The organism is Paenibacillus sp. MMO-177, assembly GCF_037147795.1.
Classification (GTDB): Bacteria; Bacillota; Bacilli; order Paenibacillales; family Paenibacillaceae; genus Pristimantibacillus.
In genome coordinates, this window is record NZ_JBBCUR010000016.1 from 68,524 (window position 1) to 77,431 (window position 8,908).

The following is an 8,908-nucleotide window of genomic DNA, read 5'->3' on the forward strand; positions in this document are numbered from 1 at the left end:
ATTTAGGAAGGAGGAACAGAAGCAGCATGTTGAAAATCGGAGACATCGAGATGAAGAATAAAGTCGTGCTCGCGCCGATGGCCGGCGTCTGCAACCCGGCTTTCCGTCTGATTGCCAAAGAATTCGGAACCGGGCTTGTATGCGCGGAGATGGTCAGCGACAAAGCGATCCTGCACGGCAACAAGCGCACAATGGAAATGCTGTTTGTTGACGAGCGCGAAAAGCCGCTTAGCCTGCAAATTTTCGGCGGTGACCGCGAGACGCTTGTCGAAGCGGCCATGGTAGTAGACCAACAGACCAATGCCGATATTATTGATATTAATATGGGGTGCCCGGTACCGAAGGTTACGAAATGCGACGCTGGCGCGCGCTGGCTGCTTGACCCTAATAAAATTTACGAGATGGTGTCGGCGGTAACCGCCGCTGTCAGCAAACCGGTTACCGTGAAGATGCGCATCGGCTGGGACGATGAGCATATTTACGCGGTAGACAACGCGAAGGCTGTCGAAAGCGCGGGCGGCAAAGCCGTCAGCGTTCATGGCCGTACCCGCGAGCAGCTCTATACCGGCAAGGCGAACTGGGATATTATCCGCGATGTGAAACAGGCCGTTTCGATTCCGGTCATCGGCAACGGCGACGTCTTCTCGCCGGAGGATGCCCGCCGCCTGCTCGACCATACCGGCTGCGACGGGGTTATGATCGGACGAGGAGCGCTCGGCAACCCTTGGATGCTGTACCGGACGATTCAATACCTGGAATCGGGCAAGCTCCTGCCGGATCCGCTTCCGCGCGAGAAGCTGGAAGTTGCGATTCTGCATATGGACCGTCTTGTAGCCTTGAGGGGCGAAGCGACCGCCGTGCGCGAGATGCGCAAGCATATGGCCTGGTACCTCAAAGGACTTCCGGGCGCGGCGCGCGTGAAAGATGTCATTATGGAAGAGACAGGACGCGACAAGCTTGTCGAAATTTTGGAGCAGTACATTGCTTCCTTGGATGAAGAAGCTCTTGCCGATATGGCTGGAAGCTCTAACAACGCACATTAAGAGAGCGAAGAGGATTATCGGTCAAGAGGCCGATAATCCTCTTAAGTCTATTGCCGATAAAGCGGTTACAACACAAATTTGGCTTTGATTGACATTCGGGGTGTCTTTGAAATATAATCTTGCAATATACATCAACGACATCGTCGTTTCCGCGCTAGCTGCCCCGCAACTTGGCATGAGGAACGGGGAATGCCATATATTTAGATAACAGTGAATTCATACGCCGTATGAATAATATGTCACACGACAGGAGAATCGGAAGATGAGCGATAAGGAAATCATTCTGACTCAGGACGGGTTAAAGAAACTTGAAGAGGAACTGGAAAACCTCAAGTCGGTCAAGCGTCGTGAAGTAGCGGAACGTATTAAAGTGGCCATTGGCTACGGCGACATCAGCGAGAACTCGGAATATGAGGATGCCAAAAATGAACAGGCTTTCATCGAAGGCCGTATCATTACGCTTGAGAAAATGCTCCGCAACGCGCGGATTATCAATAATGATGAGATTGATACCGATACGGTAAGTATTGGATCTGTTGTAACGGTGGAAGATTTGGAATTCGGTGATACAATGGAATATGCAATCGTAGGAACAGCCGAGTCCGATCCTCTTCGCAACAAGATTTCGAATGAGAGCCCCGTAGGCAAAGCGATACTGGGCAAGAAGAAAGGTACTGTTGTGGACGTTAGCGTGCCTGCCGGCATCATTCAATATAAAATCGTCGATATTAAAAAATAAGGTCTGCACTGCCAATTGCGCATATCTTTCGAAAGCTTCCTTATCGGAAGCTTTTTGAACGTTAAATATAAGAAAGTATAGGTTGTCTCTATACGGTGCTTATATTTCACTCGCGAAACGTCCGTGCCCTTCCAAAGGATGGCGCAGCCGTTTACGCTTGAGCAGTGCCTTTAATTTAGGAGATGAATAAAGTGGATCAGCAAAACACGGGAGTGGAACAAGAACAAGAACTAAGCGAACTTCTGCAAATCCGCAGAGACAAATTGGACGAGCTGAGAGCCCTTGGCGTTGACCCGTTTGGCGTCAAATTCGAGCGTACGCACAATGCGAAAGACATTGTGTCCGCTTATGAGGAGCTCAGCAAGGAAGAGCTGGAAGAGAAAGCAATCAAGGTAAGCGTTGCGGGCCGCATTATGCAAAAGCGCGGCATGGGCAAAGCTTCTTTCGCGCATATTCAGGATCTTTCCGGCAAAATCCAGATCTACGTTCGTAAAGATACGGTTGAAGCGAATAAATACGCGGCATTCGAAATGCTCGATATCGGCGATATCGTTGGCATCACGGGCGTTGTCTTCAAGACCAACACCGGCGAAGTATCGGTAAAAGCTTATGAAGTGGAAGTGCTGACGAAGTCGCTGCTTCCGCTGCCCGATAAATATCACGGACTGAAGGACGTAGAGCTGCGCTACCGCCAGCGTTATGTCGATCTAATCGTGAATCCGGACGTACAGCAGACGTTCATTACGCGTTCCCGCATTATCCAATCGATGCGCCGTTACCTTGATTCGAAGGGCTACCTCGAAGTGGAAACGCCAACGCTGCATTCCATTGCCGGCGGAGCCGCGGCTCGTCCGTTCATCACTCACCATAATGCGCTTGATATGCAGCTGTACATGCGTATCGCGATTGAGCTTCACCTGAAACGCCTTATCGTGGGCGGTCTGGAGAAAGTATACGAGATCGGCCGCGTTTACCGGAACGAAGGCATCTCGACGCGCCATAATCCGGAGTTTACCATGATCGAGCTGTACGAGGCTTATGCCGATTACAAGGACATCATGGCCCTGACGGAGAACCTGATTGCCCATATCGCGCAAGAGGTTCTCGGCACGATGAAAATTTCTTACCAAGGTCAAGAGATCGATCTGACGCCGCAGTGGCGCCGCGTTTCGATGGTGGACCTGGTTAAAGAAGTTACCGGCGTAGACTTCAGCGTAGAGATGAGCGACGAAGAAGCTCATGCCCTTGCGAAGGAGCATAAAGTACCGGTCGAGCCGCATATGACGTTTGGCCACATCCTGAATGCGTTCTTCGAAACGCATTGCGAGCATACCTTGATTCAGCCGACATTCGTTACGGGACATCCGGTTGCGATCTCGCCGCTGGCGAAAAAGAACCCGGCAGATCCGCGCTTTACGGACCGCTTCGAGCTGTTTATCGTAGCGCGCGAGCATGCGAACGCGTTCACCGAGCTGAACGATCCGATCGACCAGCGCCAGCGCTTTGAAGCTCAGCTTGTCGAGAAAGAGCAAGGCAACGACGAAGCGCATGAGATGGATGACGACTTCATCCGCGCCCTCGAGTACGGCATGCCGCCTACCGGCGGACTTGGCATTGGCGTTGACCGCCTTGTTATGCTGCTTACCGATGCGCCTTCCATCCGCGACGTTCTGCTGTTCCCGCATATGCGCGAGCGTGCAGGCGAATAAGAAGACAATGACAGCACCGCTTGGACTTACAGGTCCGGGCGGTGCTTTTTATTATACTTTGCTTATATTTCATTCGCGAAACGTAAGCTGCCCTTCCTATGGACGGCGCAGCCGTTTTCACTTGGATAGGAGCGCACATTGACATTTGATAGGGAAAGTGAGAATGTATTTTACAGGAAAAACAAGCTCAAGAAACTTAACGTTTGAGGTGAACCGCGGAAAATGTGGAAGAGTGGCTTGCGTGCAATCATTTGTTTATTGTTTGTTCTCGTTGTTGGCCTTTTGCCTGCCATGAACGGTTATGTATCAGCTGAGGGGAGTGCCGGCGCAGAAACCAATGCCTTAGGCAATATTGCGACAGAAGCTTTCTCGCCTGTCCTTACTCTGCAGTCGGAACAGGCCGCCTCGGCAACACCTCAAAACCAGGAGAAAATAGATCCGAAGAAAATATCGGCCTTTTCGGTATTATCGATATCGGCGTTGTTTGGCGCCTTATTCGCTTACTTGTATAGCAGATGGCTGCGTGCCCGGGAATTCACGGTGAGCGGCAAGCCCCTTGCGTCTGGCGGCAAGCCTTCCCTGAACGGGCTGTGGATCGCGTTTCTGGCGGCATTCGCCTTCCGGTTCTACATAGCGGCCACGAATCCAGGCTATACGAATGATATCAATACGTTTATTTATTGGGCGAATCATGCCTTTAAGGACGGACTTGGCAACTTCTATCAGGAAGGCCTGTTCGCCGATTATCCGCCCGGCTATATTTATGTGCTCTACGTAATGGGGGCGCTGCAATCATGGTTTGGCATCGGGTCTACCAGCGATGCGGCGATTGTATTCTACAAGCTTCCGGCTATTTTCACGGATCTTATTACCGGATACCTCATTTATCGCACCGCCGTGAAAAAACTCGATCACCGCGCTGCCTTCGGCTTGGCCATGATTTTCGTCTGGAACCCTGCCGTCTGGATCAACTCGGCCGGATGGGGACAGGTGGATTCCTTTTTTGCGCTGATTCTGGTATTGGCCATATGTGCAATTTCAGACGGAAAGCTGGAGCGCGGTTCGATCTGGTTTGCGCTGGCCGTGCTTGTGAAGCCGCAGGCGCTGATTTTTACGCCGGTTATGCTGCTCGCTTACGGTTACAGCCTCAGGCATTGGAAGCGTGTCGCCGCGGGTATTGTTTACGGAGCCGTTGCTTTCCTGCTGCTAGCCGCACCGTTTATTTGGAAGAACGGCGGTTTATCCGCGCTCTATCATCTTTATAAATCAACCTTGTCTTCTTACCCGTACGCCACGCTGAACGCCTTTAATCTCTATGCTTTAACCGGCGGCAACTGGGCGAAGCTAGACGCGCATTGGCTGGGGCTGGAATACTCCGCATGGGGGAATATCGGGATTGTTTTTGCGACTGTAGTCTCCGTTCTCTTCTTTGCCTTTCGCAAGCAGCAGAAGGACCTGTCCGGTACCTTCTACATGGCTTTGATTCTAATCGTTACCGTCTTTATGTTTGCTGCCAAAATGCACGAGCGCTACATGTTCCCGGCGCTGCTTCTGATGATCTTCGCTTATATCGAAGCGAAGGACCGCCGGATTTTGCATCTGCTGCTTGGCTTTAGCATCACGCATTATATTAACGTCGGCTATGTTCTGGCCTTCAGTCAGGCAAATACGTTCCTGCCTTCTTCGAACGGCATTATGATCGTAACTTCGCTAATAAATATCGGTTTGTATTTATACATGATTTATATTGGCTATGATAGATATATCAGGGGTCGCCAGCAGCCGGTTCCTGCAGTGAAGAAAGACGAGCTAGCTCTTTCCCAAGAGCGGCTGCTTCAAAACGTCAGGGCGCAAGAGCAGCCTGCTTCCAGGCTGCAGCGCAAGGATTGGCTGTGGATGTCCGTTATTACGGGCGTTTATGCCGTCATTGCGCTTGTGAATCTGGGCTCCACGGTTAGCTTCGACAGCGGATGGAAGGCTGACCGGGACGGCCAAAGCTTCTATGTGGATTTCGGCAAGCCGGTGCAGATCGGCCAAGTGAACAGCTTTAACGGGGTTGGCGTTGGCAAATACAAATGGGAATTCAGCAGCAGCACGCCGGATCAATGGAGCAGTCCCATTGAGATTGAGCAGAAGGTTGGCGACGACCTGAAGTGGACGGTTAACCCGGTCAATCAGACGGTCCGGTATGCGAAGCTCACGGTTACCCAGTGGGGGTTCTCCATGCAGGAGGTTGCTTTCTATCCGGAAGGCGGCGACAAGCCGATCCCGGTTGAGCAGGTTGTTGATCTTGGAGACGCAAGCGCCGTCCAGCAGGACGCGGCTCTTGCGGGCAGTCGGTTGTTTGACGAGCAGCAGAATGCCGTGTATAAGCCGAACTACTTGAACAGCTCTTATTTTGACGAGATTTATCATGCCCGTACCGCTTACGAGAATCTTCATGGCATGAAGGCTTACGAGAATACGCATCCGCCGCTCGGCAAGCTGCTGATTGCGGTTGGGATAAAAGTATTTGGACTTAGCCCTTTTGGCTGGCGGATTGTAGGTACGTTGTTTGGGATTGCGATGCTTCCCATTATTTTTCTGTTTGCCCTGCAGCTGTTCCGCAGGACGGGTTACGCGGCAACGGCAACGGTCCTCTTTGCGGCAGACTTTATGCATTTTACGCAGACACGAATCGCAACAATCGACGTGTATGGCGTCTTTTTCATCATGCTGATGTTTTACTTTATGAATAAATACAGGGAAATGAGCTTTTATCGGTCTCCGTTGCGGAAAACGCTTGTGCCTTTGTTCTGGGCGGGGCTGATGTTCGGGATTGGGGTAGCTTCCAAATGGATTGTCATTTACGGCGGTGCCGGATTGGCCGTTATGCTGGCGCTTGTTCTGATTGAGCGTTACCTTGAGCAAGCAGCTGCCAAACGCGTCTTGGCGGACAGGGAAGAAGGCTATCCTTATCCGGAAGAAGCGGTCTATCAAAAAGCTTCCCGAGGGTTTGCGCGCAATACGGTACTGACACTTGCAAGCTGTCTCGTCTTTTTCGTCGCGATTCCGCTAGTCATCTATTGTTTGTCCTACATTCCGGTTCTCCACGTAAAGGGAGATACGTATACGGCGGAACGGCTAATCGAGTACCAGAAACATATGTATGATTACCATAGCAAGCTTGTCGCTACGCATCCGTATTCATCCCAATGGTGGGAATGGCCGTTTATGAAGCGGCCGGTCTGGTATTACAACGGCAAGAATCTGGAGCCGGGAATGATCTCATCCATTTCCGCATTTGGCAATCCGCTCATCTGGTGGACGGGAATCTTTGCCGTTATCGCTGCCTTGTATATAAGCGTAAAACGCAAGGATAAGCGGATGTACGTGCTGTGGATCGCATATTTATCGCAGTATCTGCCATGGATGCTCGTTCCGCGTCTGACATTCTTATACCATTATTTCGCCATGGTCCCATTCATGATTCTGGCTATCGTCTATATATTCACCCGTTTCGAAGAGGGCCGCGAAAACAAAAAATGGATTCGCTGGGCGTATGCCGGCATAGCGGTAGTTCTGTTTATAATGTATTATCCGGTCATTTCCGGCATGGAAGTAAGCAAGGAATATGTGATGATTGCTTTAAGACATTTTGACTCTTGGGTCTTTTACAGCTGATGAACGGAAGGGGTAGACTGGCATGAAGGCGAGATACAGCATTATAGTGCCGATGTATAACGAAGAAGAAGTGATTCGCCATACGTATGCCAAACTGAAAGAAGTGATGGACGGATACGGCGAACCTTACGAGCTCGTATTCGTTAACGACGGCAGCAAGGACCGGACGGTCGAAATCGTGGAGGCCATTTGCCAGCAGGACGACAATGTCCGTCTGATCAATTTTTCGCGCAACTTTGGTCATCAGATTGCCATTACGGCCGGCATGGATTACGCGCGGGGCGATGCCATTATTATTATAGATGCGGATCTTCAGGATCCGCCGGAAGTGATGCTCGAGATGATCGCGAAGTGGAAGGAAGGTTATGAGGTTGTCTACGGCAAGCGTCTGAAGCGCAAAGGCGAAACGGTCTTCAAGAAATTAACCGCGATGATGTTCTATCGTACGATGCGGAGCCTGACGAATTTCGATATTCCGATGGACACCGGCGATTTCCGCCTGATCGACCGCAAGGTCTGCGATGTGCTGCGCGGATTGAAAGAGAAAAACCGCTTCGTACGGGGTCTTGTCAGCTGGGTGGGCTTCCGGCAGACGATGGTGGAGTATGTTCGCGAGGAGCGTTTTGCGGGAGAAACTAAGTATCCGCTGAAAAAAATGATTAATTTTGCGGTGGACGGGATTACCTCCTTCTCTTATAAGCCGCTCAAAATCGCAAGCTATATCGGTTTTACCTTGTCAGCTACAAGCTTCGTCTATTTATTGGTCGTGTTGTGCCAGCGCCTCTTTACTTCAAGCACGGTAGCGGGATGGACAACCATTGTAGCCATTAATCTTTTGTTTAACGGGATTATTCTCATGCTGCTTGGACTCATCGGCGAATATATTGGAAGGATCTATGACGAATCCAAGAACCGTCCTCTATATATCGTAAGAGAAGCCAGAGGGTTTAGCGAAGAGAAGGAACAAGAGGATAAGCAGGAGAAGGAACGAGAATATGTCCATTGAACAGCCCCGGCAGCAGATTCGTCCAAGAAAGCAACGGCTTGGCGCGTTAAAGCAATTCGTCTTATTTAATATGGTCGGATTGCTCAACACCCTCGTAGACTTTATTGTCTATAGCATTCTAGTGTGGGCGGGATTGTACGTTCTTCCCGCTCAGGTTGTCTCTTATAGTGCAGGCATGGCGAATAGCTATGTGCTTAACTCTCTCATTACCTTTAAGGGGACTTCAAAAAAGGAGGGGGACAAAACGGACCGCGGAAGGGCTATGCGCTTCGTCCTGCTGAACGCGGTCGTGCTGGGAGTGTCTATGCTGCTCCTCTATGAACTTACGGAAGCGGCGGGGCTAGGTCCGTTAACGGCTAAGCTTCTAGCAACTGGGGTAACTGTTATCCTCAACTTTGCCGGCAGCAAGTGGTGGGTATTCAGGGAGTCTTAAAGCGTTAAAAAGCTAGTCTCAAAAAAACTTTAAAAAAATGCTTGCAATCCTATAGGCGATCATGATATATTATCTCTTGTCGCCGCTGAGATAAACGCGAACGACACGAAAAACAAATTGTTCTTTGAAAACTGAACAACGAGCGAAACTGCCCCGTTATTTATAACGGAAAAGCGATAAAACAAGTAATGAGCAAGTCAAACACTTTAATGGAGAGTTTGATCCTGGCTCAGGACGAACGCTGGCGGCGTGCCTAATACATGCAAGTCGAGCGGACTTTACCTTCGGGTAAAGTTAGCGGCGGACGGGTGAGTA

The 8,908-nt window shown here is 50.5% G+C and carries 6 protein-coding genes and 1 rRNA gene; all 7 read left to right on the forward strand.

Annotated elements, in window-relative coordinates; all coding sequences use genetic code 11:
- The first annotated feature begins 26 nt into the window (after positions 1 to 26).
- Positions 27 to 1,043 (forward strand): tRNA dihydrouridine synthase DusB, encoded by a 1,017-nt coding sequence (gene dusB / locus WFK81_RS28985; RefSeq protein WP_336790746.1) that lies wholly within the window; start codon positions 27 to 29, stop codon positions 1,041 to 1,043.
- 262 nt (positions 1,044 to 1,305) lie between these two features.
- Positions 1,306 to 1,782, forward strand: a complete 477-nt coding sequence (greA, locus tag WFK81_RS28990; RefSeq protein ID WP_127496976.1) for a transcription elongation factor GreA — start codon at positions 1,306 to 1,308, stop codon at positions 1,780 to 1,782.
- 182 nt (positions 1,783 to 1,964) lie between these two features.
- The gene (gene lysS, locus WFK81_RS28995; RefSeq protein ID WP_336790747.1) at positions 1,965 to 3,491 is read left to right on the forward strand and encodes a lysine--tRNA ligase; all 1,527 of its coding nucleotides are present in this window, start codon (positions 1,965 to 1,967) and stop codon (positions 3,489 to 3,491) included.
- Between the two features lie 222 nt (positions 3,492 to 3,713).
- Entirely contained in the window at positions 3,714 to 7,154 is a 3,441-nt protein-coding gene (locus WFK81_RS29000) for a phospholipid carrier-dependent glycosyltransferase (protein WP_336790748.1), read from the forward strand.
- Positions 7,155 to 7,176: 22 nt separating this feature from the next.
- On the forward strand, positions 7,177 to 8,160 hold the full coding sequence (locus WFK81_RS29005; protein ID WP_336790750.1) for a glycosyltransferase family 2 protein: 984 nt from the start codon (positions 7,177 to 7,179) through the stop codon (positions 8,158 to 8,160).
- Positions 8,150 to 8,593 carry a GtrA family protein gene (locus WFK81_RS29010; RefSeq protein WP_336790752.1) on the forward strand — a complete coding sequence of 148 codons (444 nt, stop codon included), beginning with the start codon at positions 8,150 to 8,152 and terminating at the stop codon, positions 8,591 to 8,593. The genes WFK81_RS29005 and WFK81_RS29010 overlap by 11 nt, the downstream gene beginning before the upstream one ends.
- 206 nt (positions 8,594 to 8,799) lie before the next feature.
- Positions 8,800 to 8,908, forward strand: a 16S ribosomal RNA gene (locus tag WFK81_RS29015); the annotation flags it as partial.